The organism is Zunongwangia pacifica (genome assembly GCF_023499215.1).
Taxonomy (GTDB): Bacteria; Bacteroidota; Bacteroidia; order Flavobacteriales; family Flavobacteriaceae; genus Zunongwangia; species Zunongwangia pacifica.
Genome location: NZ_JAKHSK010000004.1, coordinates 33,570 through 57,144 on the forward strand (window position 1 = coordinate 33,570; position 23,575 = coordinate 57,144).

A 23,575-nucleotide genomic window follows, 5' to 3' on the forward strand; every position below is an offset into this window, starting at 1 on the left:
TACATAAATGTATATAGAACAGGCTTTTAAAAGCAAGAATAATGTTTGGCGGTATATTTTAGGAACAATTGTTACGATAGTAGCGATGTTTGCAGGGCAACTTCCATTAGCAATAGCCGTTATTTTTAAAATTGGTATAACTGGAGATTTTAGCGCAATGGATGAAGCTACCATGATGAGTGCTTTAAATAGTAATCTCACTTTTTTCTTCCTCTTGTTAAGTTTTGCCATTGCTTTGGGTGCTTTGCTTTTTCTGGTTAAAAATTTACATCGGCAGTCTTTAACTCAATTAACCACGAGCCGGAAAAAGATCGATTGGAGTCGTTTTTGGTTTTCGTTCGGATTGATCGTGATTTTAAATGTTACTTTAATTCTCGTTGATTTTTTCTTTATCAGTCCAGAGAATTATGTACTTAATTTTAATCTTATCCCTTTCTTAATCTTAACAGCAATCGCCATTGTGATGGTACCTTTACAAACCAGTTTCGAAGAATATTTTTTTAGAGGGTATTTAATGCAGGGCATAGGGATTAAAACCGGTTATCGCTGGATTCCTTTAGTAATTACTTCGGTCGTTTTTGGAGGTTTACACTATTGGAATCCTGAAGTGACTCAAATGGGAGATCTCGTGATGGTAAGTTACATTGGTACTGGCTTTATGCTGGGGATCATGACACTGATGGACGAAGGCCTAGAATTGCCTTTAGGATTTCATGCAGCCAATAATCTTGTTGCTGCTTTGCTAGTTACAGCCTATTGGACGGCCTTTAATACAGAATCTATTTTACGTGATGTTTCCAGTCCCGTTGCCGGTTGGGATGTTTGGGTAAGTGTTTTGGTAATATATCCTTTAATTCTTTTAATCTATGCTAAGAAATATCATTGGAAAAATTGGGGAAATCGACTATTCGGGAAAGTAGAACGACCAGTGGTTAATCAAACTTATAGAGGGAATGATATTGAAGATTTATCAGAAATTAAGGAAGATTACTAAAAATTAGCTATTTTTAAACTTATAATAGCAATTTGATAACTTGGATTAGTCAGATTTCAAACATATTTGGTAAGCAATATGGCAGACTACTATAAGGTTCCGGAGACGCATCCTCATTTTAAACTGAATAAGCAACACTTCAGTAACGCTGAACTGCGACAGCACGCATTTCATTTTATAAAAGAAGGCGAAGCTTTTGAAGAGGAAGTAGGGAACTTTATCCTGGATTGGTTAAAACCACAGGAATACGTGGAAGTAAAAACTTCAGGATCTACAGGGAAACCTAAAACCATTCGGCTTAAAAAAGAATACATGGTGAATTCGGCTTTAGCCACTGCCAAGTATTTTGATCTTCCAGAAGATACTAAAGCTTTGCTTTGTCTTCCTGCAACTTATATTGCCGGTAAGATGATGATTATTAGGGCTATCGTTTGTGGTTGGCAGCTCGATCTGGTGCCGCCTTCTGCAACACCTTTAGATCAGGTATTTAAGATTTATGATTTTTGTGCCATGACGCCTTTTCAATTGGATAATTCGGTTGCGCGGTTACATCTGGTAAAAAAGCTAATTGTTGGTGGCGGGGCGATGTCCCTTAGGCTTCAGAAAATGGTGAAAGAGATCAATACGAAGGTCTATGAAACCTACGGTATGACCGAAACTATAACTCATATTGCCGCCAGACGGATTAATCCTACCAAGAAAAAGAAGCAATCCAGACCATTTAAGGTGCTTCCCAATATCAATATTAGCAAAGATGAACGCGGTTGTCTGGTGATTAAAGCGCCAAATCTTTCAGATGAGGTGATCGTTACCAACGATGTTGTAGACATTGTTACCTATAAAAAATTTAATTGGAAAGGCCGAATTGATAATGTGATCAATAGCGGGGGTATAAAATTACATCCGGAAGAAATTGAAAAAAAACTGGGTAAAATAATCGATTCCCGATTTTTTATCACCTCAATTCCAGATGATGCTTTGGGGAATAAGCTGGTACTTTTTATTGAAGCTGCTTTTTCTGAAGAAGGTTTAGAAGAAATGAAAACGAATATAGCAAACCTTAAATCTTTAGAGAAATTTGAACGTCCTAAAAAGATCTATTTTGTTGAAAAATTTGAAGAAACTTCTAGCGGGAAAATTCATCGCGATAATACATTAAAAAGTAGGGTAGGCTAAGCTAAGCAAAAAATGATAATTGAAAGGCCACCGCCAAAGGCTTTAATACCCCGTCCCGATAGCTATCGGGGTGCCTCGGAATTGAAATTTTGTCCCTATCGAATGCTTCGTGGGCTTTTCCCGATGTAGTTTATTTCGGAAATTCTAAATTTCATCTTAAGTTTTTTGATTATTTAGAAATGTAAAGTATTTTTGTCATTTAGACTTAATTTTTTTACAAATGGAAAATAAAGATCTCAAATTACTTCCGTATAAATTTAAAATAGTGGGATATGCATTACTCGCTATTTCTATTTTGGTCTTTATTGGCGCTTTTACAGAAATTATTTCCGTAGAAAAAGCGATTATAAAGAATGTTTTATTTAATCTGGTACTGATCGCTTTCCTGATATTAGCCATTTCAAAAGAAAAGATAGAAGATGAGCGTAGTATGAAGTTAAGATTGGTTGCTTTTGCTGCTACTTTCTTATATGGAGTTCTTTTTATAATTGTTAGTCCGTTCGTAAATATTTTGTTTCACGGAAGTTTTGAAATCGATATCCATGCTTACCAGTTACTTTTTACCATGTTTCTATGGTATTTTGTTGTTTTCTACTTTATGAAAAAGTTCAATTAATGAAGAATACAATCAAAGTTGAACGTGCCAAAAAAGATATGACTCAGGAGGATCTGGCAAAATTACTTGGGGTTTCCAGACAAACTGTAAATTCTATGGAGAAAAATAGATATGCTCCTTCTACCATCCTGGCTTTAAAACTCTCTAAAATTTTTAATTGTTCGGTGAATGATATTTTTCAATTAGAAAATACAGATTAGTGTATTTATTTTTTACTAAAGATTGTTTTATTTTAGAGGAAAAGCGTTAGTTTTATAGAATTAAGCAAACTTAACTATATCATATACTTTCCATGGGTTCCTTTCAAATCATTTTCGTTTTAATCGCTTTTTTGTTTGGATTTTTGTTTCCCCTTTTGGCGATAATTGATATTGTAAGAAATGATTTTAAAGGGAATGATAAGATCGTTTGGTTGCTTGTGGTTGTTTTCTTGAACTTTTTTGGGACGATTCTTTATTTTATAATGGGGAGAAAACAGAAGTTAAGCTAAATAAAAAATAAAGGCTGAAATTATCTAATTTCAACCTTTAGTCTTCCGTTTTTATAATAGAGTGGGTTATTTAAAACTCGTATTCACGTAAAATTCAAGATCGTTAAGTTTTATCGAATCTTTATCAGAAACTCTCTTGTCTAGTTTTTTCCATTTTAAAGTAGGCTTTAAACGGGTCTCCTTACCATTAATAAATACATCTACCGGCATATTAAAATCTTCAACATCTGCTCTCCAGCGGTACGCATAAGTTTTACCACTTTTTTTGAATTGTAATTCTGGAATTCTGGTATGTCTTAAATATTGATCGAATACCGGCTTTAAATCGGTTTCTATAGGTTCGTTGAAGAAATCTTCTACGGTTTTGGTATCGATGATCTTATGTTTATAAGTCGCTGTGTAATCCCTAAAAGTATCCCACCAAAGTTTATCATTATCATAAATGCTTCTAATGGTATTTAGCAAATTAGATCCTTTAAAGTACATATCTCCAGAGCCTTCAGCATTTACACCATAATCACCAATAATGGTTGCTCTATTTTGAATATTAGCACGTTGCCCTTTTATGTATTTTAAGGCTGCTTCTTTTCCCCAGCCGCATTCGGTATAAATAGCCTCGGTATAGGTGGTGAAGCCTTCGTGAATCCACATATCGGCGATATCTTTGGCGGTAATACTATTGCCATACCATTCGTGCCCGGATTCGTGAATAATAATATAATCCCATTTTAGTCCGATGCCCGTCCCAGAAAGATCTCTGCCTAAATAACCTTTCATATATTTATTTCCGTAGGCAACTGCACTTTGATGCTCCATTCCCAAATATGGCGTTTCTACCAATTTATAACCATCTTCTACAAATGGGTAAGGGCCCATTTTATCGTAAAAGCAGGCCATCATATCTTTTACTTCTTCAAATTGTTTTTTAGCTTTTTCAAGATTGTAAGGAAGTACATAGTAATCTAGTGTTAGATCCTGAAACTGATCTGAAAAATGTTCATAGTTAGCGATGTTAATCATGACATCGTAATTATTAATGGGATTTACTGTTTTCCAGCTCCATTCAGTATAACCGTTGCCCAGATCTTTTTTGCCTATCATCCTGCCATTAGACACATTCATTAATCCGTTTGGCACTGCAATATCCAATTGCACACTTTCTGGCTCGTCGCTTTGGTGATCTTTGTTAGGGTACCAAAGGCTCGCACCGGTTCCCTGTACGGCCACACCAACCCAGGGATTTCCCTGTTCGTCGCGTGTCCATACAAATCCACCATCCCAGGGTGCGTTTTTGGCTACGGTTGGATGACCGGAGTAGAAAAATTCTAAAGAATCAGTGGTGTTTTCCGCTAAAGCCTCTTCAAACTCAACAAAAACAGCATTGTATTTTCGGTTGTATTTTAGGTTTTTACCATGAAAAACAATCGAATCTATATCCATATTTTCGAATAGGTCGATTTGCATTACCGGTAATTTCTGTTCGGTTTTAAAAGTAATGATATTGCTACCGCCAATAAATTTTTCTGCGGGATCTACCTTTAGTTTTAGGTGATATTTTAAAGCGTCGTAAGCCCGTTCAGCTCTTAATGAGCCACGAAGGGTATCAGCTTCTGTATATTTTTCTTTGTCGCTTAGCACTTGTGAGGAAGCTGCAAAAGCAAGCATTGAAAATAAAAATGTAGAAAGAACTTTTTTCATTCCAGATGATTAAATTAAACAATGTGGTTTGTGACTATATTCGATAATTTTAGAGGTTATTTTCCAAACTAGTGGTGTTGAGGTTAAGTTTGAATAACACCTAAATTAAAATCTTTTTCGATTGGGGCATGATTTGCAGCTTCGATACCGGTAGAAATCCATTGGCGGGTATCCAAAGGATTAATTACGGCATCTGTCCATAATCTTGCCGCTGCATAATAGGCTGAAGTTTGTTCATCGTATCGGGATTTGATCGCTTCAAATACTTTTTTCTCTTTTTCAGCATCCACTTTTTCACCTTTTTTCTCTAAAGAAGCGGTTTCGATTTGTGCTAAAACTTTTGCAGCCTGGGTACCACCCATAACGGCAAGCTCGGCACTTGGCCAGGCAACGATAAGTCTTGGATCGTAAGCTTTACCACACATCGCGTAGTTACCGGCACCATAAGAATTACCAATAATAATAGTGAATTTTGGTACGACAGAATTACTTACCGCATTTACCATTTTAGCACCATCTTTAATGATCCCACCATGTTCACTTTTGCTCCCTACCATAAATCCTGTAACATCCTGAAGAAACACTAACGGAATTTTCTTTTGGTTGCAATTCGCAATAAATCGAGTGGCTTTATCTGCCGAATCTGAGTAAATTACTCCGCCAAACTGCATTTCTCCTTTTTTGGTTTTTACAATTTTACGTTGATTGGCAACAATTCCCACGGCCCAGCCGTCGATACGCGCATAACCGGTGATAATGGTTTCTCCGTAGCCTTTTTTATATTCTTCAAATTCCGAGCCATCAACCAAACGCTCAATAATTTGCATCATATCGTACTGATCAGAGCGTTTTTTAGGTAAAATCCCAAAGATCTCGTTGCTGTCTAATTTCGGTTTTAATGCTTTTTTTCGGCTAAAACCAGCAGTATCAAAATCGCCAATTTTATCCATAATATTTTGAATCTTGGTAAGCGCATCTTTATCATCTTTGGCTTTATAATCGGTTACACCACTAATTTCAGTATGCGTGGTTGCACCGCCAAGGGTTTCATTATCGATGGTCTCCCCAATAGCTGCTTTCACCAGATAACTTCCGGCAAGAAAAATACTTCCGGTTTTTTCAACAATAATAGCTTCGTCACTCATAATCGGTAAATAGGCACCACCAGCAACACAACTTCCCATTACCGCCGCGATTTGAGTAATTCCCATACTGCTCATCACGGCATTATTCCTAAAGATTCTTCCAAAGTGTTCTTTATCTGGGAAAATTTCGTCCTGCATAGGCAGATAAACCCCCGCGCTGTCTACAAGATAAATGATAGGAAGTTTATTTTCGATAGCAATTTCCTGGGCTCGCAGATTTTTCTTTCCGGTAATAGGAAACCATGCACCCGCTTTAACCGTAGCATCGTTGGCAACTACGATACATTGTTTGCCAGAAACTTTACCAATTTTTACCACAACACCGCCACTGGGACAGCCCCCATGTTCTTTATACATACCATCGCCGGCAAAGGCACCAATTTCGATAGCCGTTTCAGGATTGTCCAGTAAAAAATCTATCCGCTCTCTGGCGGTCATTTTTCCTTTAGCGTGATGTTTTTCGATACGTTTCTCACCACCACCAAGATATACGCTCTTAAGCTTGTGGTTTAAATCTGAAACTAATAATTTATTATGATCTTCATTTTTATTGAAGTTAATATCCATATAAACAGTTTTTTGGAAGTAATTTTAGAATGAGTAAAAATGAATTTTAACCTTAGTTTGCTTAATTCTTTTCAAAAATAATTTAAAAATTTTCACAATATTGGCTAAAATACAAAATACGGACTATTCAATTTTGAAATTACTAATCAAAATATCCGATATTTGTGTCTTAAACAAGATTTTATGGGATTAAATAAGAACAGCATTTTTGCTTGGGCCTCATTTATTATTTTTTTAGTGGCTACGGCGATCGTACTGCTGGGTGTCTTAAAATATAAAGATCACGCAATAGGTTTTTCTGTTGTGGGGATTGGCTTTTTTGCCATTTCGTGGGTTTTTAATGCATTGAAAGGCCGAATTTGATTTTATAATTTAAAGAAGCAAGATTATGGAGAGAGCACAGTTAATAAAACATCTTATGGGTGGCGAGGCTTTTATGCCTATTGATAAAGTTTTAGAGGAAGTATCGTTTGATAGGATTGGTGAAAGAATACACGGTTTACCATACTCTTTTTACGAGGTATTTTATCACATCACCTACGCACAAAAGGATATTCTGGATTATATAATTTCAGATAATTATACGGCACAAAAATGGCCTGAAGCGTATTGGGACGATAAAAAAGCTCCTGAAACCGAAAATGAATGGGAGCAGTTAAAATCCCGGTTTTTTAAAGAAAGACAGGATCTGGCCGATTATATTTTAGATGAAAATAATGATTTACAAAAGCCGGTAAAAAACAGTAAAGATCATACATTATTATGGGAGCTATTGCTTGTGATAGAGCATAATGCGTATCATACCGGGCAACTTATCGTTTTACTTCGACTTTTAGGCGATCACTAATATTTTGTATTTCTTTATTTGTATTTTTGCGCGGTTTCAAAATTCATTTTTTGAAACCGAATTTAAATAAGATTAATTCAACCAAAAATTTTACGATTACATGGCAGATGATAAAAAAGTGATATTCTCGATGAGTGGAGTTACCAAAACCTACAAATCTGCGAATACACCGGTTTTAAAAAATATATACCTGAGTTTTTTCTACGGAGCAAAAATCGGGATCCTTGGTCTTAACGGTTCTGGTAAATCTACTTTATTAAAGATTATTGCCGGTCGTGATACCAATTATCAGGGAGATGTAGTATTTTCTTCTGGATATAGTGTTGGTTATTTAGAGCAGGAACCAGAGTTAGATGAAGAAAAAACCGTTCTTGAGGTTGTAAAAGAAGGGGTTGCTGAAACAGTTGCAGTGCTCGATGAATACAACAAAATAAATGACATGTTTGGTTTGCCTGAAGTTTATGAAGATGCCGATAAGATGCAAAAGCTTATGGATAAGCAGGCAGAACTTCAGGATAAAATCGACGCCAGCAATGCATGGGAATTAGATACCAAGCTGGAAATTGCGATGGATGCTTTAAGAACTCCTGAGGCTGATAAGAAAATTTCAGTTTTATCAGGAGGGGAAAGAAGACGTGTGGCGCTTTGTCGTTTGTTATTAAAAGAGCCAGATGTACTGCTTTTAGATGAGCCTACCAACCACCTGGATGCCGAATCTGTACATTGGTTAGAGCATCACTTAGCGCAATATAAAGGAACGGTGATCGCGGTAACGCACGACCGTTATTTCTTGGATAATGTTGCCGGTTGGATCTTAGAATTAGATCGAGGGGAAGGAATCCCCTGGAAAGGAAACTATTCTTCCTGGTTAGATCAAAAATCTAAACGATTGGCACAAGAGCAAAAACAGGCCAGCAAACGCCAGAAAACACTGGAACGAGAGCTGGAATGGGCTAAAATGAACCCTAAAGGTCGCCAATCTAAGCAAAAGGCACGTCTTAAAAATTACGACAAGTTACTGAGTCAGGATCAAAAACAAATGGATGAAAAGCTGGAAATTTACATCCCGAATGGTCCAAGATTAGGTACTAACGTAATCGATGCAAATGGAGTAAGTAAGGCTTTTGGCGATAAATTGTTGTACGAAGATCTTAATTTTAGTTTGCCACAGGCAGGAATTGTGGGAATTATAGGGCCAAACGGAGCCGGTAAAACCACCATTTTTAAAATGATAATGGGCGAGGAGCAACCCGATAAAGGAACTTTTGATGTTGGGGAAACGGCGAAAATCGCTTACGTAGATCAAAGTCATGCAGACATTGATCCTGAAAAAACCATCTGGCAAAACTTTAGTGATGAGCAGGAACTTATCATGATGGGCGGCAGACAGGTAAATTCAAGAGCATATTTAAGTAGATTTAACTTTAGCGGAAGCGAGCAGAACAAGAAGGTTAATATGCTTTCTGGAGGGGAACGTAACAGGCTTCACCTTGCGATGACTTTAAAAGAAGAAGGAAACGTATTGTTACTTGATGAGCCTACCAACGATCTTGATGTGAATACGCTACGAGCTTTAGAAGAAGGTTTAGATAACTTTGCAGGCTGTGCTGTAGTGATTTCTCACGACCGCTGGTTCCTGGATAGGGTTTGTACTCATATCCTTGCTTTTGAAGGGGATTCGCAAGTGTATTTCTTTGAAGGTAGTTTCTCTGATTACGAAGAGAACAAGAAAAAACGTCTTGGTGGCGATGTGATGCCAAAACGAATTAAGTATAAAAAACTGACGCGATAATAATACAAAATCGGCTCCCATTTGGGAGCCTTTTTTTATGCCGTTATTTTTAGAATCTGTTTTCGAATTAAGTCGGTAGGTTTTTCATGGCGAAGTGTAGTAGTCCACTTGAATTTTTAAGGTTCAGTTTTCTGATCATATTCTTACGATGGGTTTCGATAGTAAACTGGCTACGGTGAAGAATTTCTGAAATTTCTTTTGTGCTTTTACCGTTTTTGATAAGCTGAAGGATTTCTAACTCGCGATTGGTCAGTTTAAAATCGCTGGTCCACACTTTTATATTGCTTATTGCTTTTGTTTTTTCTTCGTAAAAAGCTATTTCTCCGTTCATCACTTTTCGTATCGCTTCAATAAGTTCGTTGGTATGAATAAATTTTGGTAAATAACCGGCAACACCAATATTTTTAAGTCTTTCAAGAATATTTTCCTCAAACAGCATAGAAAGGCAGATGATCTTTAAAGATCCAAAATAAGGCGCCATTTGTTCCGCAATACTAATTCCAGAATTCCCGGGGAGATTAATATCCAGTAAAAGGACGTTGGCTTGATGAATTTCATCACTCCTAAGCATGGTTTCACCATCCCTAAACGTGGCAATAACCTGCAAATCGGTGATAGGATCCAGAATTTGCATGAGTCCTTCTGTAAATAACGAATGATCATCAACCAGTACGATTTTTATTGCTTCCATTTTAAATAGGTATTTCAATGATGCTTATCATCCCTTTTTCAGTGTTTTCCATATGAAATATGCCCTGATGATAAGATACTCTGGATTGTATGTTTTTTATCCCCATACCTTTTGTGACTTCATTTTTTAACCCGATACCATTATCTTCAACCTGAAGACTACAGGTGTTTTCATCACAATTTATAGTGATATCAACAACGGTGGCTTTGGAATGTTTTATAATATTAGAAATAAGCTCCTGAAAAATTCGGTACATATTAACGGCTTTTATACTGGCTATGGTATGATCATTTCCCAGCAGGGTAAGGTTCACTTCTATTGGCGTGTTTTTAAAAAGTTCCAGGTCCTGGCGAATGGTCTTGTATAAGCCAATGCTTTCTATCTCTTTAGGTGAGATTTGATAGATTAAGGTACGAAATTGTTCTTTGGCAAGATTAAATATTCCAGAGAACTGTTTTTCATTTTTATAAGGCGCTTCAAGTAAAAGCCGTAAGGCATTCATGGTATTTCCCAGACCATCGTGAAGGTTTCTGGCAATGATCTGGCGTTCGTTTTCCTGGACTTCAATAAGTTCTTTACTTAATTTTTCGCTTTTTAGTTTGGCAGCGGCCAGGTTTTGATTCATTTCATTCAGCTCTTTTCTGTAATTCAGTAAAAAGGCGATGGTCAAACTTATAATTTCAAAAGCAACGCTGTTAATGATGTTTCCCGGAGGCATATAAATAGTAGCGCCTCCTATCTGGAAGGTATTGGTGATGTAGAATAGTAGCGAAAGGATGAGTAAAAAGTTACAGCAGATATAATACAACGCCTGTTTATTCTTCTTAAAAATCGAATAGAAAAGATTAACTATAAGAACCAGTAAATTGATTAGAAAAAGCAGGAATAATAATAGTCGATACTGATTAAAAAAGGCGATGTTATGCGGAATGATCATCTTAATTACTACAAACAAGATGAGTATAAAGAGGATGAAGTTGTTAAGAAAGTTTAATACTGAATTCCATTTAGGGAAATGCTCTTTATGAGCGGTAAAATATTGAAATACCTTTGTGTGAAAATAAGAGGCTAGTAAGACAAAGAACATTTTTGGAAAACGTATCCAAAAGCTATGAATAAAGTCTGGTACCAACAGCGCATCATACATATATTCTATAGCATTAAAGGCCATCATGCTTAAAATATACCCAAACATAAACCCATAAAGCTTTTTTCGAATAAGGATAAACAGAAATAAATTAAATAAAGCGGTAAAAATAAAATAGCCAAAATACCGTCCTAAGAGGAAAGAATTATTGGCCTCGTAAATAAGAATATCTTCAACGGTAGTAAAATCTGTTGGGAAGTAAAGATTGGAATGTCCCTGTAATTTTGTTTTTAAAATTAAGGTTTTGGTTTCAAAAGGTTTCATTTCAACCTTAAAAGAAAGACATCTAATTGCTGTTGGTCTTTCTTCCAGTTTTTGAGCAACCGAGGTTTCACCAATCTGCTCCAGTTGGCCATTTTTCAATTCATATAAAGTGAATAAAATTCCGTCGTTATAGAAACTCCAATAATAATTTTCTGCCGAAGGCTGATCGTTTTTAACCGTTAACGAGAAATAATTAAAACATTTCGTAAAACCAAGATTTACCATTCGGCTGGGCTGCATATCTTCAAACTGCCCATTTTTATAATGCTGAATAATCTCTTTGGAAGTTTTTTCTTCGCAGTCCTGAAATCTTTTGAAAAAATTGACAATATGGTTGGGGTACACTCCTTTTACAAAAAGCGTATCATCTTCTGAAGCGTTCGCTGAAAGTGCCAGAAGAAAGCAAAAAAGAATAAAACACCTGTTTAGCACGTTAATTTCCAGTGATTTGGAGCGTAACTAAATTTAGCTAAATAGATTGAAGGATACATACCCAATGACAGGTATTTTTTAAATAGCATTGAAATTAGTCGATTGCAAGATCGATTTTTAAGATTTTACCATACTTTTTTATAATTTCAATGTCATTTTCAGATTCAATCGCTTCTAAAGCACTGTTGAAGAAAAATGTAGCTTCTCTACGAATAATCTCTTTATAATATGCTTCTTTTTGTTCTTGTTGAAGTAAATATTGAAACATCACGCCTATTTTTTGAATAATGATTAGATCGTGAGAGCAATAAGTTCTAATCGTTACCAGCACATTATAGAGTAAATCTTTAAAATCTACGGTATTCAATTTTAAAAGGCATTTATCTTCCCGTTTTACAATGCTACAGTCCTTTTTTAGCATTCTTAGCGCCAGTAATTCGGTTAAATAATCAATGGCATTTACTGCGGTGCCGGGATCGTTAATGCCAGGCGACATCGCCTTGGCAATAATTTCAGTAATTTGTTTAAAAGCCAGCACATAATTATCGGCAACAAGTTCTTTACGTGCAAAATTGAAATTCGCTAAAATTTCATCTACGTTATCATTATCCAGTTTTTTTTCTGAACGGAATACCGGCGTGCCTTTTAAAATAAAGATTCCTTTCACCGGAAGAATATGAAATTTTGTTTCTAATTCTTCACAAAGGTCTAGCATGTTTGCTATGGATAGGTTCTGGAAATAGCCACTTTTCTGTGCTGTATATACATGCCAGTTGTCGGTATTTGGAAAGTTATCGGTTTGATTGCGTTCACTGTCCAATAACTTAGAAAGTCTTTTTTTAGATTGGTGGTGAATATGCTCAAGGATATTACTTATTTGGATGCTTTGAGAAATAGTATGGATAAAATAGATAAACGCTCCCATACAGATCACTGTAAAAAGGATACCCAAAAACACCGAAAATCCGGGTAATTTTTTTGGTGAAACATCGGGATTGATGGCGACCATGATAAAAATACAATAGAGTATGGTGGCAAGATAGATCCCTAACACGGTTTGGTGTTTACGATCTGAAATTAAGCCGGGCAATAATCTTGGCGAGTAATTATTGGTAGCCTGGTTTAGCAACACCATCACCATCGAAAAGCTAAATACCATCATCGAGATGAGTCCTGTAATGATTGCCCCTAAAACGCTTAATGCGGTATCTCCGCTATTAACAATAAGAGAGGGAAAGTTCTTTCTTAAAAGGTCTGACGCTCCATATTCTTCCAGGAATAGTGTGATAAATGTAAATAAAAACCCAAGTAAAGCAATTACTGTTGGATAAAATGCAATTCGGCTACGAATAGCATTAAAAAAAGAGAGTAGCCGGGTAAATAGTTTTTTCATTTGTCAGTTAATATGGGGGCTAATATAGCTGTAAAAATACTAAACATGTTAAAAAGTCATGTTAAAAACCTTAAAAACTGCCAAAATGGCGTTAAATTTTAATTGGAATTCAAATTGCTAATAGATAAATGTTCTTAAAAGAAATAAAGTTTAACAAAAAATATAAAAGTTATGAGTTTAATTAAGAGAAATGAAAATTGGTTACCATCTGTATTCGATGATATGTTTAAAACAGATTGGTTAGGAGGAACTACAAATGTGAATAATATAGGAACAAGAATTCCTGCGGTTAATATTCACGAATCAGATGAGAATTTTATCGTTGAAGTGGCAGCTCCCGGAAAATCTAAAGAAGATTTTAAAATTGAGTTGGATAATGATGTATTAACCATTTCGGCTGAAGATAAATTAGAAAAAGAAACTTCAGAAAAAAATGGAAAATATACTCGTAAAGAATTTAGCTATAGCACATTTAAAAGAGCATTTAGTTTACCAGATACAGTAGATAACTCTAAAATCTCTGCAAATTACAATAACGGAGTTTTAGAAATTGCGCTTCCAAAAAAGGAAGAAGCTAAAGTGCAGGCTAAAAGAATGATAGCAATATCATAAGTTTAGGTTATTTAGTTAGTTAAAAGTGAAAAGCCGAATCGTGAGATTCGGCTTTTTTATGCTATTTAAGCTTTTAAAGCTTCAATTATTTGCTGTTTTCTTCAGGGATATATCTTAGAAAATACATGGTGTCTCCACTAGGATGTTCCCATTTATTGAAAAGCTGGAATCCAAATTTTTGATAAACAATAGCGTTTTTACGCATTCTGGTTTCTGCATATAGCGGTAAATTATAAAGCTTAGCGCGTCTATAGAATTCATTTTTCATTTGTACGCCAACCTGTGTCCCGGGGCCACGGGATTCTTTAAGAATTCCCCAAAACCAGCAGTACAGATATTCGCCTTCCTGTGGGCGTTGTTTTTTAATGTAATTCTGGGTTTTTACAATTTTGTAGGCATTTTTTATACCGGTTACTTTAAAAACCAGTTTTAGCTCAGACCATGCATTCTTCCAAAAACTATCGTCTTTTTTGCTCGTTCTAAATAAAATAGCAATACCGTTTCCATCTTCACTTACAATAAGCGCATCTTTTTCAATGGCTTTATTAACCATGTGTATCGCAAGGTATTCATATCTTCTGTGCTCGTTTCCCCCCTTTTTAACGATATCCATCGACGATGGGATTTCTTTTAAAAGAGTGGTCACTTTTTTAATGATATCTGCTTTTTCTTCCTGAGTCAAAATACGATGTTTTTAGACTGCGAATATAACAAAAATCAAGAGTTTTTCTGGTTGGCCATGGTGCGGTAATTTTGTGATTGGTTGTTACTAAATTTTATTTCCAGGTGATATAAATTCAGGTTTACGTCCCTTAATTTTTATATTGATTGATTTTGTAGTTAATTTAAGCGAAAATATATCCCGATAATGAAGAAAATTCTTTTCCCTATTTTATTGCTTTTCGTACTGTCGGTTTTTGGACAGTCATCAAAAGAAAGTGATTCAGCAACAATCAGAGAAATTTATAATAATGCCTTAACCAATGGTAAAAGCTATGATTGGTTAGCCCATTTATCAAATAATATTGGCGGTAGGTTATCGGGATCTTATAATGCCCAGCGGGCGGTAGACTACACTAAAAAAGAGTTGGATAGTCTTGGTTTAGATAAAGTTTGGTTGCAGGAAGTGATGGTACCAAAATGGACTCGGGGTGTTCGTGAATATGCATATATCGAAACCATTCCGGGAAGTTCTACACCTATTAATATTTGTGCTTTGGGAGGCTCTGTTGCCACACCTGAAGAAGGAACTAAAGCTGAAGTTATCGAAGTGCAGGGTGTTGAAGAGCTTGCGGCACTTGGTGAAGAAAAAATTAAAGGTAAAATCGTCTTTTTTAACCGACCAATGGACGCGACAAATATCCATACGTTTAAAGCTTATGGAGGAGCGGTAGATCAACGCGCTAATGGTGCGGCTGAGGCTTCAAAATATGGAGCTGTTGGTGTACTGGTAAGATCAATGAATCTTGGCATTGATGAATATCCGCATGCCGGAGCGATGTATTACGGCAATACTCCTGAAGTGCAAAAAATCCCGGCGGCTGCTATTAGTACCAAGGATGCAGAATATTTAAGTTCGGTGTTAAAGCTGCAAAAAGATCTTAAAGTGTATTTTAAAATGAATTGCGAAGCCCATCCCGATGTAAAGAGTTATAATGTGATTGGAGAAATTACAGGTAGCCAGTATCCCGATGAATATATTGTTGTGGGTGGGCATTTAGATTCTTGGGATTTAGGCGATGGTTCTCACGATGATGGGGCTGGTTGTGTGCAATCGATGGAAGTATTGCGTCTTTTTAAAGAAATGGGATATCAGCCAAAACGAAGTGTACGCGTAGTCTTGTTTATGAATGAAGAGAATGGATTGCGAGGCGGACTAAAATATGCTGAGGTGGCTAAAGAAAAAAACGAAGATCATATTTTTGCTTTAGAAAGTGATTCGGGCGGATTTACGCCAAGAGGCTTTACTTTTCATGCAGATGATGCTCAGCTTAAAAAGCTACAAAACTGGGCGCCGTTATTTGCTCCGTACTACTTACATATTTTTCAGCAGGGAGAAGGCGGTGCAGATATAGGTCCTCTTGAAGGCGATGGAACGGTTTTGGCCGGTTTGCAACCCGATTCGCAGCGGTATTTCGATTATCATCATGCCACTACAGATACCTTTGATAAAATTAATAAAAGAGAGCTCGAATTAGGGGCAGCCAGTATGGCCGCTCTTATTTACCTGGTAGATAAATACGGTTTATAAGTGATAACGTTCCCGGCGATTAACATATCAAATCCAAATTTTAGCAGGGAGGAAGACTTAACTTCTTTTTTGCTTATGGATGCTTTTATCTATAACAATGCTGAAGCTTATTTTCAGGAATATTTAAATGAACATTTTTTTTGTGATAGCAACGGTAAAATCTTTAAAATTATCGGCAAAAAACAACCAAAATCAATCTTTAGAAAAGTCTTTTTCTTTTTGCCCAATAGCTATAAAATTGAATTGGTTTTTGAAGCGACTAATGAGTATCTGACTTTAAATGATCTACGTGATTTTATGATTGAAAGAGTAAAAACTTTAGGCTATGGCAATTTTGAAGTAAAATGGATTTTAGAACTTAGAAAGGCAAATTCTTATCAAGAATTAATTTTAGGAAAGCAAAACTAGCTATCTTGTAATATTGTAGGTTTTTTAAAGCAATTTTTTAATGATAAATCAATCTGAAGCCAGATAAAACCCATTATCTTTGCGGACTAAATTTTTGGTTTTGCAGCTTTCAGATTACACAAAGGAATTCGGGAAAAATCTAAACATCGCTTATCCGGTGATGTTAGGACAATTAGGGCATGTACTTGTAGGACTAGCCGATAATCTTATGGTTGGTAGGCTAGGAGCAGCTCCCCTTGCAGCAGTTTCTCTGGGAAATAGTTTGGTATTTATCGCACTATCCCTGGGAATCGGTTTTTCTTTTGCGATCACTCCACTTATTGCTGAAGCCGATGGCTCTGGCGACATAGAAAAGGGGAGAAGTTATTTTCATCATGGGATTATTCTCTGCGGAATAAACGGAATTCTTCTTTTTTTGCTGCTTCTATTGGCAAAACCACTTTTATATTATCTGGATCAGCCACCAGAAGTGGTCGAATACGCTATACCTTATCTCGAAATTGTAGCTTTTTCGATGCTTCCTTTAATGATATTCCAGGCCTACAAACAATTTGCCGATGGTTTATCCCAAACCAAATATTCGATGTATGCCACCATATTGGCCAATGTGGTTAACGTACTGTTCAATTATTTATTAATCTATGGAGTTTGGGTTTTTCCAGAACTCGGTTTAGAAGGAGCAGCCATAGGTACTTTAATCTCAAGGTTCTTTATGCTTTGGTTTATTTGGGAGATTTTAAGGCGAAAATCGAAGTTTAAAGCCTATTTTGTCTGGTCTAAAAAAGAACTTTTTAAAGCCGATATTTTCAAAAAGATATTAAGTCTAGGTTTCCCAACAGCGCTACAAATGTTTTTTGAAGTTGCAATTTTCACAGCTACCGTATTCCTGGCGGGACTTTTAGGAACAAATCCGCAGGCAGCAAACCAAATTGCTTTAAATTTAGCCTCGATGACATTTATGATCGCTGTAGGATTAGGGGTTACGGCAACCATTCGTGTTGGGAATCAAAAAGGATTGCATCATTATAAAGAGTTGCGTAGAATTGCAATGTCGGTATTTTTGCTGGTCTTTATTATCGAAGCCATATTCGCAGTAGGTTTTATTTTACTTAAAGACTGGCTGCCTACTTTTTATATTGAAAATGCCGAAGTTGTACTTTTATCATCGCAATTATTAATCGTAGCGGCATTATTTCAGTTAAGTGATGGCATGCAGGTGGTGATTCTTGGTGCACTACGGGGGTTACAAGACGTAAAAGTACCCACAGCGATTTGTTTTGTCGCTTACTGGATTATCGGTTTTCCGGTGTCCTGGTATTTTGGAAAAGCTGAAAATATGGGAAGTATGGGCATCTGGATGGGCTTATTGGCAGGATTAACCGCTTCTGCATTAATGTTGTATTTTAGGTTCAATTATTTAAGCCATAAATTGATTGCGAATAAATCAAAAGAAATTAAAAACGAAACTGTTTAAAAATAATATACAATGGAATTTCCTAAATTTTTATTGGGTGATAATACTGATTATTCAGATGCGATTTTTGTAATTCATACTGAGTTTCCCCGTTTTATCATTAATCTTGAAAATGATGAGGTAGAATGGTTGGAAGATTTTGATAAAGCTGATGAAGAAGAACTGGCAAATGAAGCCGAAAGTTTAATTCAGCAGGCTAATGATTTCTACGATCGTGAAGTAGCTCGATACGAGGAAGATTAAAACAGTAAATCATCTCATGGAAAGCCCATGGTGCACTTGTTAGAAAATGATTTTAATTTCGAGGTTTGCCTTGACGTAGTTAATATCGATTATCGAGTAAAAAAGCATGGAAGAATTAATTGAATTAGACCACAAATTATTCCTTTATTTAAACAATCTAGGTTCTGAAACCTGGGATGGGATGTGGATCGTTATTAGCGATAAATGGATGGCGATCCCACTTTATGCTTTATTACTATTTCTTCTCTTTAAAAAATTTGACTGGAAGTACAGTGTGGTAACGATGGTTTGCATAGCGTTGTTAATTACCTGTACCGACCAGATGTCTAATGTTTTTAAAGACTTTTTTATGCGTCCGCGTCCCTGTAGGCAGGAAGGCGTAACCGAATTTGCCAGGATTATAGCAGAGCGATGTGGGAAATACGGATTTTACTCGGCACATGCTTCAAGTACTTTTGCTTTGGCCTTTTTTTTAGGATCTATCTTTAAAAAGAAAATTCCAAGCCTAATCGGGTATCTTCTGGTTTGGGCTTCCTTGGTAGCTTATAGCCGTATTTATCTTGGGGTGCATTATCCCGGGGACATACTTATAGGGGCTATTTTTGGAATATTATATGGTTATCTACTTTATTTACTCCAACAGTTTGCAGTTAAAAAGCTAAAATTGGTTTAACTAATATAATAAGAGAATTTTTGTTGTAATAGTATTCACCTTTATATAGCTTAAGGTTCTTCTTCTTTAAGCTCATCAACCTTTACTCGATCAGCGGGATAAAGTTCCTATTCGTTCTCAGGAGCTTGCCTTGGGGTCATTGAAGTCATCTTGACATTTTAAGTTTATAAAATTTCTTTAGTCCGATGACTATAAATGCGAGAAAGTTAAATCCCTTCCAGCTTGTTATTGTTGTATCAAAACGGTTTAAAAGAGAACGAAAACCATCCATCCAAGCGTTGGTACGTTCAACTGAATAGCGCTCTTTATATAATTTTTCATCAAAGTAATGGTTGGCATCTGCATTACCATTACGCCTGTTCGGGCAAATATTGGCTATTATTCCCTTGTTCTCCCATTTATCCCTTAATTTTTGACTGTCAAAACCCGCATCTGCATTGATGAAAAGTCCATCCACACTAATTTCGGCCTGCTCCAATGTACCCAACACTTCTTCAAAGCTGACCTCTATGTCAAACAAATCATTGTGGTTTCCCGATACCGGTTCGGACATGGCTAACGGCAGCCCTTGCCTGTCCGTTAAATATAGTGCATTGGTGGTTTTTCGCTTTTTCCTGCCTTGGTAACCTACCTGCTGGCCACCTTTTAATGCCGTGGTATGGCTACCATCCAGATCGCCGCTCGATAGGTCAATATTTGACTTGTTATTTTTTAAGGTTTGTATCCAACAGGATTTCCAAACATCTTGAAGGCACCACTTTCGATAATGGCCAAAAACAGTTTTATAGTGCAGTTTTTCATTACAGAACAAACTTTCGACCGGTAAATATTCCCATTGCACCCCTGTCTTTAGCTTATATAAAATTGCATTAATGATTTCATATAGAGGTGCCCTGGGTTTGAACCCCCTTTTTGTTACCGGTAAATAGGGAACTATTTCTAATTCTATCATATCTTTGTCTAGTACTTTGTACACTGGGTTGTATGTTTATGTTTCGCAACACAAATATCTACAACCCTTTTATTTTTTCTAAAAGAAAAGTCAAGATGAATTCATTTACTAAATAAACCATTTAGTACCTTTTTAAGATTTTTAACATGAATTAATAGAAACTTTGTGTGCAAATTAAAAACAACCGATTGCGTATTGTGTTTGTATGTAATTATTACGCTTATTTTTGAAGCATTATTAAAATTTAACCTTTATTAACTATAATTTGATCTTCATAGTAGTATTTTTTTAATAAATGACGGATTATATATAATCCATTTGGGTTAAAAATAGCGCAACTTTACCTCCTTTTTATTTATTTTTAAAATAATTTTAAGTATTTAATTTGTTGATTTTTAAGTTTTTAACTGTTTATTTCTGCACTTATAGTCATTTTGAATATAAAAAATAGCGCAACCGATTTCGTAATTAGTAATTTTATAATATATTTATCATATCAAAAATTTAACCTATCAATTTTTGTGATTCTAATATGATTTAAATCTTTTAATTTAAAATTTCTTAATATGGAAGAAAAGATTACTAACTATGTAAGAAGTTTGGGTAGAAAACCTAAATTTTCACTCCTACTTTTCTTGATGATATTTACTGGGGCCTACGCCCAGGATATAACAGTAACTGGAGAAGTCATTGATGCACAGGGGATGCCTTTGCCTGGAGTAAATGTTTTCCTTGTTGGTACCAGCAGGGGGACCACAACAGATTTTGATGGCAAATATACTTTAGATAATGTGCCTTCAGACGCTACACTTAGCTATAGTTTTATGGGCTATCAAAGTCAGGATATCCCGGTGAATGGACGCACACAAATTAATGTAACCATGCAAGACGATACAGAAGCATTAAGCGAAGTAGTAGTTGTAGGATATGGTACCCAAAGTAGAGAATCTGTTACCGGGTCGGTGGTCTCATTGAAAAGCGAAGAATTAACCGAAGTAAAAACGGCAAACTTTCAGGAAGCACTTATAGGGCGCGCTGCTGGTGTTAATATTTCTACCAACAGTACCAGACCGGGAGCTTCTCCACAAGTTCGTATTCGTGGTACGCGTTCCCTTTCAGGTAACAATGATCCTTTAATTGTATTAAATGGTATTCCTTTTTCTGGTGGTTTAAGTGATATTAGCCCTAATGATATAGAAAGTCTGGATATTCTTAAAGATGCTTCTGCAACAGCTATTTACGGTTCTAGAGGAGCGAATGGTGTTGTATTGATAACCACCAAGTCTGGACGACAAGGGCAAAAACCAACATTCTCGTATAATACGTATTATGCGGTAAAAGATGTGTTTGCTAAATATCCAATGATGAATGCTGCGCAACTTACGCAATTACGTGCCGATGTTGCAGCCCACCCAAATCAGGGTGGTAGTCCAATTTATGGTTTAGGTGGTGATGAAGATCTTGCAAATGATACCGATTGGCAGGACCTTTTATATGGTACCGGACTTCAAACAACACACGATATTAGTGTTAAAGGTGGTTCTGAAAAAGGGTCTTATAATATTGGAATGGGATATTTTAAAGAGACTTCAGTTGTACCGGGAGATTCTTTCGAAAGATATTCGTTAAGAGCTCAGGTAGATCAGGAAGTAGGTTCTTATTTTAAATTTGGTTTGAATTCAGTAATGAATTTCAACAAAAGCAGCAGTATTGTAGGAGTGTTTGGCGCATTAGCGGCTTCACCGTTATTAAGTCCATACGACGAAAACGGAAATTTTTTACAATCTGTAAGACTTCAAACTGAAGCTGATAACCTTTGGATCCCTACAGAGAATGAAGTGAATAGAATAGGAGACCGTAGAAAAAACCAACAATTGGATTACGGGTCTTATAATAACGTTTATGCTGAAGTTAAAATACCCTGGGTGGAAGGATTGAAGTATAGACTTAATATTGGTCTGAATTTCCGTACAGATAGGGATGGAGACTTTACAGGACAGGGGGTTTTTAATTATAATGAACAAAACCCTTCATCAGCAAGTTATAACAGTTCAATCACAAGAGACTACGTTATAGAAAATCAAATACTATATGATAGAACATTTGCTGAAAAGCATAAAGTGAACTTTGTAGGATTATTTTCTTCTCAAAATACAGAGTATGATAATATTGGTTTAACGGCAAGGAATATTCCTGATGAATCCTCTTTATGGTATAATTTAGATTCAGCAATTTCTGAAGATATCACAAACTATGGAACTGGATATTCTGCTACTGGATTATTATCCTATATGGGTAGGGTTATGTATCAATATGACAACCGTTATTTAATGACCGCGACCATACGTACCGATGGATCTTCCAGATTAGCCCCGGGTAAAAAGTGGGTTACTTATCCTGCGGTATCTGTAGGTTGGAATATTGGTAATGAGCGCTTTATGAAGGATGTGAGTTGGTTAAACCAATTGAAAATACGTGCAGGTTATGGTGAAACCTCTAACCAGGCTATAGCTCCTTATTCCGTTCAGGGTAGACTTGGTACCGTAAATTATAACTTTGGAGGTACGTTTGCTACAGGTTACTTTATAGATAAAGTACCTAATGCCAATTTGGGATGGGAATTTTCTCAGACGTATAACTATGGTCTTGATTTTGGATTGTTCAATAACCGCTTATCGGGTACTGTTGAATATTATATAACTAAAACCAACGATATTTTATATGCACTAGGACTTCCTCCTACATCAGGTGTAGGGAATATAACCACTAATATAGGTGAAACCGAGAATAAGGGATTCGAAATCTCATTAAACGGAACTATAATAGATAACCCAGATGGTTTTACTTGGGATGCTGGTATTAACCTTTATAGCAATAAAAATAAAATCACCGCTTTAGCTTCAGGACAATTACGTGATGAAGGTAACCTTTGGTTTGTTGGCTCACCTATTAATGTTATTTATGATTATGATAAAATTGGTCTTTGGAATGAGTCTGATCCAGATTTTCAATACTTACAACAATACGAACCAGGAGCTAGTGGCCCTGGAATGATCAAGGTACGATATACTGGAGAATATAATGCAGACGGATCTCCGGTACGACCTATAGGTGCTGAGGATAGGGTAGTTATAGATCCTACTCCAGATTTTCAAGGTGGTTTTAACACTCGTCTAGCTTATAAAAATATCGACTTAAGTATGGTTGGTACGTTTCAACATGGAGGTACTGTGGTAAGTACACTCTATTCATCAAGTAGTTATCTTAACTTACTAACAGGTAGACAAAATAACGTTGATGTAGATTATTGGACACCAACAAATACAGATGCTAAGTATCCTGCTCCTGGAGGGCTTCAAAGTGGTGATAACCAGGAATATGCTAGTACTTTAGGTTATTTTGACGGTTCATATCTAAAAGTTCGTTCCATTACTTTGGGATACAATTTTGAGCAAGAATTTATTACTAATATCGGGTTAAAAAGATTACGTGTTTATGCATCTGCACAAAACCCATTCGTGCTTTTTTCACCTTTTCATGATGAATCTGGTTTAGATCCAGAGATTACGAACTCAGGAGTTGATGGTAATGGTAATCGTCAAAATGCCGCTGTGAATACTACTAATATTTCTAGGGGTATACCAACAATTGGGACTAACATTCCTTCTACGAGAAATTATTTGATAGGCTTAAACATTTCATTTTAAATA

General features: G+C 36.1%; 22 protein-coding genes. 15 read left to right on the plus strand and 7 right to left on the minus strand.

Features of this window, described 5'->3' with window-relative positions:
- The first annotated feature begins 7 nt into the window (after positions 1-7).
- From L1967_RS03830 to L1967_RS03850, 5 genes are all read left to right on the plus strand, one after another.
- On the plus strand, positions 8-994 hold the full coding sequence (locus L1967_RS03830) for a CPBP family intramembrane glutamic endopeptidase (protein ID WP_249600402.1): 987 nt from the start codon (positions 8-10) through the stop codon (positions 992-994).
- A gap of 78 nt (positions 995-1,072) precedes the next feature.
- Complete coding sequence (locus L1967_RS03835) at positions 1,073-2,170, plus strand: AMP-binding protein (protein ID WP_249600403.1); 1,098 nt, start codon at positions 1,073-1,075, stop codon at positions 2,168-2,170.
- Positions 2,171-2,390: 220 nt separating this feature from the next.
- A complete protein-coding gene (locus L1967_RS03840; protein WP_249600404.1) occupies positions 2,391-2,786 on the plus strand; it encodes a hypothetical protein in 396 nt (131 codons plus the stop codon).
- Positions 2,786-2,986, plus strand: coding sequence for a helix-turn-helix transcriptional regulator (locus L1967_RS03845; RefSeq protein ID WP_249600405.1), 201 nt, complete (start codon positions 2,786-2,788; stop codon positions 2,984-2,986). The genes L1967_RS03840 and L1967_RS03845 overlap by 1 nt, the downstream gene beginning before the upstream one ends.
- A gap of 92 nt (positions 2,987-3,078) precedes the next feature.
- Positions 3,079-3,276 carry a PLD nuclease N-terminal domain-containing protein gene (locus L1967_RS03850; RefSeq protein WP_249600406.1) on the plus strand — a complete coding sequence of 66 codons (198 nt, stop codon included), beginning with the start codon at positions 3,079-3,081 and terminating at the stop codon, positions 3,274-3,276.
- A 66-nt stretch (positions 3,277-3,342) separates the two neighbouring features.
- Here the strand turns inward: L1967_RS03850 and L1967_RS03855 are convergent, their stop codons facing one another.
- Positions 3,343-4,974 carry a M1 family metallopeptidase gene (locus L1967_RS03855; RefSeq protein WP_249600407.1) on the minus strand — a complete coding sequence of 544 codons (1,632 nt, stop codon included), beginning with the start codon at positions 4,972-4,974 and terminating at the stop codon, positions 3,343-3,345.
- Positions 4,975-5,057: 83 nt separating this feature from the next.
- A complete protein-coding gene (locus L1967_RS03860) occupies positions 5,058-6,686 on the minus strand; it encodes an acyl-CoA carboxylase subunit beta (RefSeq protein ID WP_249600408.1) in 1,629 nt (542 codons plus the stop codon).
- 183 nt (positions 6,687-6,869) lie between these two features.
- Between L1967_RS03860 and L1967_RS03865 the strand changes: the two genes are divergently transcribed.
- The 3 genes from L1967_RS03865 to ettA all read left to right on the plus strand — a co-directional run bounded on the left by L1967_RS03865 (position 6,870) and on the right by ettA (position 9,325).
- Complete coding sequence (locus L1967_RS03865; protein WP_249600409.1) at positions 6,870-7,049, plus strand: CAL67264 family membrane protein; 180 nt, start codon at positions 6,870-6,872, stop codon at positions 7,047-7,049.
- 25 nt (positions 7,050-7,074) lie between these two features.
- On the plus strand, positions 7,075-7,533 hold the full coding sequence (locus tag L1967_RS03870) for a DinB family protein (protein ID WP_249600410.1): 459 nt from the start codon (positions 7,075-7,077) through the stop codon (positions 7,531-7,533).
- 100 nt (positions 7,534-7,633) lie between these two features.
- Positions 7,634-9,325, plus strand: a complete 1,692-nt coding sequence (gene ettA / locus L1967_RS03875) for an energy-dependent translational throttle protein EttA (RefSeq protein ID WP_249600411.1) — start codon at positions 7,634-7,636, stop codon at positions 9,323-9,325.
- 67 nt (positions 9,326-9,392) lie between these two features.
- Here ettA and L1967_RS03880 read toward each other — a convergent pair whose 3' ends face one another.
- The 3 genes from L1967_RS03880 to L1967_RS03890 form a co-directional block, all read right to left on the minus strand.
- Positions 9,393-10,016, minus strand: a complete 624-nt coding sequence (locus L1967_RS03880) for a response regulator transcription factor (protein ID WP_249600412.1) — start codon at positions 10,014-10,016, stop codon at positions 9,393-9,395.
- A 1-nt stretch (position 10,017) separates the two neighbouring features.
- Positions 10,018-11,859 (minus strand): ATP-binding protein, encoded by a 1,842-nt coding sequence (locus tag L1967_RS03885; protein WP_249600413.1) that lies wholly within the window; start codon positions 11,857-11,859, stop codon positions 10,018-10,020.
- A gap of 94 nt (positions 11,860-11,953) precedes the next feature.
- Entirely contained in the window at positions 11,954-13,252 is a 1,299-nt protein-coding gene (locus tag L1967_RS03890; RefSeq protein WP_249600414.1) for a DUF2254 domain-containing protein, read from the minus strand.
- Positions 13,253-13,423: 171 nt separating this feature from the next.
- On the opposite strand from L1967_RS03890, the gene L1967_RS03895 reads away from it, so the two are divergent.
- Entirely contained in the window at positions 13,424-13,864 is a 441-nt protein-coding gene (locus tag L1967_RS03895) for an Hsp20/alpha crystallin family protein (protein ID WP_249600415.1), read from the plus strand.
- An 85-nt stretch (positions 13,865-13,949) separates the two neighbouring features.
- Here the strand turns inward: L1967_RS03895 and L1967_RS03900 are convergent, their stop codons facing one another.
- Positions 13,950-14,546: a hypothetical protein gene (locus L1967_RS03900; protein ID WP_249600416.1), complete on the minus strand. Its 597-nt coding sequence runs from the start codon at positions 14,544-14,546 to the stop codon at positions 13,950-13,952.
- A gap of 186 nt (positions 14,547-14,732) precedes the next feature.
- Between L1967_RS03900 and L1967_RS03905 the strand changes: the two genes are divergently transcribed.
- The 5 genes from L1967_RS03905 (at position 14,733) to L1967_RS03925 (ending at position 18,913) form a co-directional block, all read left to right on the plus strand.
- A complete protein-coding gene (locus tag L1967_RS03905) occupies positions 14,733-16,115 on the plus strand; it encodes a M20/M25/M40 family metallo-hydrolase (protein ID WP_249600417.1) in 1,383 nt (460 codons plus the stop codon).
- Positions 16,116-16,523, plus strand: a complete 408-nt coding sequence (locus L1967_RS03910) for a hypothetical protein (protein WP_249600418.1) — start codon at positions 16,116-16,118, stop codon at positions 16,521-16,523. It begins immediately after the preceding gene.
- A 100-nt stretch (positions 16,524-16,623) separates the two neighbouring features.
- The gene (locus L1967_RS03915) at positions 16,624-17,997 is read left to right on the plus strand and encodes an MATE family efflux transporter (RefSeq protein ID WP_249600531.1); all 1,374 of its coding nucleotides are present in this window, start codon (positions 16,624-16,626) and stop codon (positions 17,995-17,997) included.
- A 12-nt stretch (positions 17,998-18,009) separates the two neighbouring features.
- Positions 18,010-18,240: a hypothetical protein gene (locus tag L1967_RS03920; protein WP_092544865.1), complete on the plus strand. Its 231-nt coding sequence runs from the start codon at positions 18,010-18,012 to the stop codon at positions 18,238-18,240.
- 106 nt (positions 18,241-18,346) lie between these two features.
- Complete coding sequence (locus tag L1967_RS03925; protein ID WP_249600419.1) at positions 18,347-18,913, plus strand: phosphatase PAP2 family protein; 567 nt, start codon at positions 18,347-18,349, stop codon at positions 18,911-18,913.
- 145 nt (positions 18,914-19,058) lie between these two features.
- Here the strand turns inward: L1967_RS03925 and L1967_RS03930 are convergent, their stop codons facing one another.
- Positions 19,059-19,865 carry an IS5 family transposase gene (locus tag L1967_RS03930; RefSeq protein WP_249600532.1) on the minus strand — a complete coding sequence of 269 codons (807 nt, stop codon included), beginning with the start codon at positions 19,863-19,865 and terminating at the stop codon, positions 19,059-19,061.
- A 566-nt stretch (positions 19,866-20,431) separates the two neighbouring features.
- On the opposite strand from L1967_RS03930, the gene L1967_RS03935 reads away from it, so the two are divergent.
- Positions 20,432-23,572, plus strand: coding sequence for a SusC/RagA family TonB-linked outer membrane protein (locus tag L1967_RS03935; protein WP_249600420.1), 3,141 nt, complete (start codon positions 20,432-20,434; stop codon positions 23,570-23,572).
- Positions 23,573-23,575: the final 3 nt, after the last annotated feature.

Bases quoted from the DNA above. Each gene is read 5' to 3' on its own strand.
- L1967_RS03830 (WP_249600402.1), top strand. From the start codon at position 8: ATGTATATAGAACAGGCTTTTAAAAGCAAGAATAATGTTTGGCGGTAT.
- L1967_RS03835 (WP_249600403.1), top strand. From the start codon at position 1,073: ATGGCAGACTACTATAAGGTTCCGGAGACGCATCCTCATTTTAAACTG.
- L1967_RS03840 (WP_249600404.1), top strand. From the start codon at position 2,391: ATGGAAAATAAAGATCTCAAATTACTTCCGTATAAATTTAAAATAGTG.
- L1967_RS03845 (WP_249600405.1), top strand. From the start codon at position 2,786: ATGAAGAATACAATCAAAGTTGAACGTGCCAAAAAAGATATGACTCAG.
- L1967_RS03850 (WP_249600406.1), top strand. From the start codon at position 3,079: ATGGGTTCCTTTCAAATCATTTTCGTTTTAATCGCTTTTTTGTTTGGA.
- L1967_RS03855 (WP_249600407.1), bottom strand. From the start codon at position 4,974: ATGAAAAAAGTTCTTTCTACATTTTTATTTTCAATGCTTGCTTTTGCA.
- L1967_RS03860 (WP_249600408.1), bottom strand. From the start codon at position 6,686: ATGGATATTAACTTCAATAAAAATGAAGATCATAATAAATTATTAGTT.
- L1967_RS03865 (WP_249600409.1), top strand. From the start codon at position 6,870: ATGGGATTAAATAAGAACAGCATTTTTGCTTGGGCCTCATTTATTATT.
- L1967_RS03870 (WP_249600410.1), top strand. From the start codon at position 7,075: ATGGAGAGAGCACAGTTAATAAAACATCTTATGGGTGGCGAGGCTTTT.
- ettA (WP_249600411.1), top strand. From the start codon at position 7,634: ATGGCAGATGATAAAAAAGTGATATTCTCGATGAGTGGAGTTACCAAA.
- L1967_RS03880 (WP_249600412.1), bottom strand. From the start codon at position 10,016: ATGGAAGCAATAAAAATCGTACTGGTTGATGATCATTCGTTATTTACA.
- L1967_RS03890 (WP_249600414.1), bottom strand. From the start codon at position 13,252: ATGAAAAAACTATTTACCCGGCTACTCTCTTTTTTTAATGCTATTCGT.
- L1967_RS03895 (WP_249600415.1), top strand. From the start codon at position 13,424: ATGAGTTTAATTAAGAGAAATGAAAATTGGTTACCATCTGTATTCGAT.
- L1967_RS03905 (WP_249600417.1), top strand. From the start codon at position 14,733: ATGAAGAAAATTCTTTTCCCTATTTTATTGCTTTTCGTACTGTCGGTT.
- L1967_RS03920 (WP_092544865.1), top strand. From the start codon at position 18,010: ATGGAATTTCCTAAATTTTTATTGGGTGATAATACTGATTATTCAGAT.
- L1967_RS03925 (WP_249600419.1), top strand. From the start codon at position 18,347: ATGGAAGAATTAATTGAATTAGACCACAAATTATTCCTTTATTTAAAC.
- L1967_RS03930 (WP_249600532.1), bottom strand. From the start codon at position 19,865: ATGATAGAATTAGAAATAGTTCCCTATTTACCGGTAACAAAAAGGGGG.
- L1967_RS03935 (WP_249600420.1), top strand. From the start codon at position 20,432: ATGGAAGAAAAGATTACTAACTATGTAAGAAGTTTGGGTAGAAAACCT.